3 rRNA genes are annotated in these 649 nt (G+C 51.9%); all 3 read right to left on the reverse strand.

Annotated features, from left to right (window positions below):
• Positions 1-123: ribosomal RNA gene (locus D3P09_RS27275) — 23S ribosomal RNA — on the reverse strand; the annotation flags it as partial.
• Positions 124-274: 151 nt separating this feature from the next.
• Positions 275-391 (reverse strand): 5S ribosomal RNA (gene rrf, locus D3P09_RS27280).
• A 149-nt stretch (positions 392-540) separates the two neighbouring features.
• Positions 541-649: ribosomal RNA gene (locus D3P09_RS27285) — 16S ribosomal RNA — on the reverse strand; the annotation flags it as partial.

Raw genomic sequence — 649 nt, forward strand, 5'->3', positions numbered from 1 at the left:
CCCATTCGGAAATCCCCGGATCAAAGCCTGCTTACGGCTCCCCGAGGCGGTATCGTTGTTCGCCACGTCCTTCTTCGGCTCCTGGTGCCTAGGCATCCTCCGTGCGCTCTTACTAGCTTAACCTAGTTATCGCTGGCTTAAAGCCAACGTTTAAATCATGCTAAAGGATGTTTCAGCAGAAGATTCTCTTCTCATCCGAAGATAAGAATCAAACACTTCTTGTTACTTTCGTTATCCAGTTTTCAAGGAACAAATGAGATGCATTGCTGCATCCGCTTGGCGACGTCCTACTCTCCCAGGACCCTGCGGTCCAAGTACCATTGGCGCTGGAGGGCTTAACGGTCGTGTTCGGTATGGGAACGCGTGGTTCCCCTCCGCCATCGCCACCAAACGGATGGGTGAAGATTTTCGCAGATACGAAAACTTCGATGAAAGATCATTGATCTTTCAAAACTGACAACGAGCGAGCAACATCTGCCTGAGAGTTGGAAGCGATCGCTTCCTGTATCCGAACCTCATCGGGTTCGGGTATATCCTTAGAAAGGAGGTGATCCAGCCGCACCTTCCGATACGGCTACCTTGTTACGACTTCACCCCAATCATCTACCCCACCTTCGGCGGCTGGCTCCCTTGCGGGTTACCCCACCGA

The organism is Paenibacillus pinisoli (assembly GCF_003605435.1).
Taxonomy (GTDB): domain Bacteria; phylum Bacillota; class Bacilli; order Paenibacillales; family Paenibacillaceae; genus Pristimantibacillus; species Pristimantibacillus pinisoli.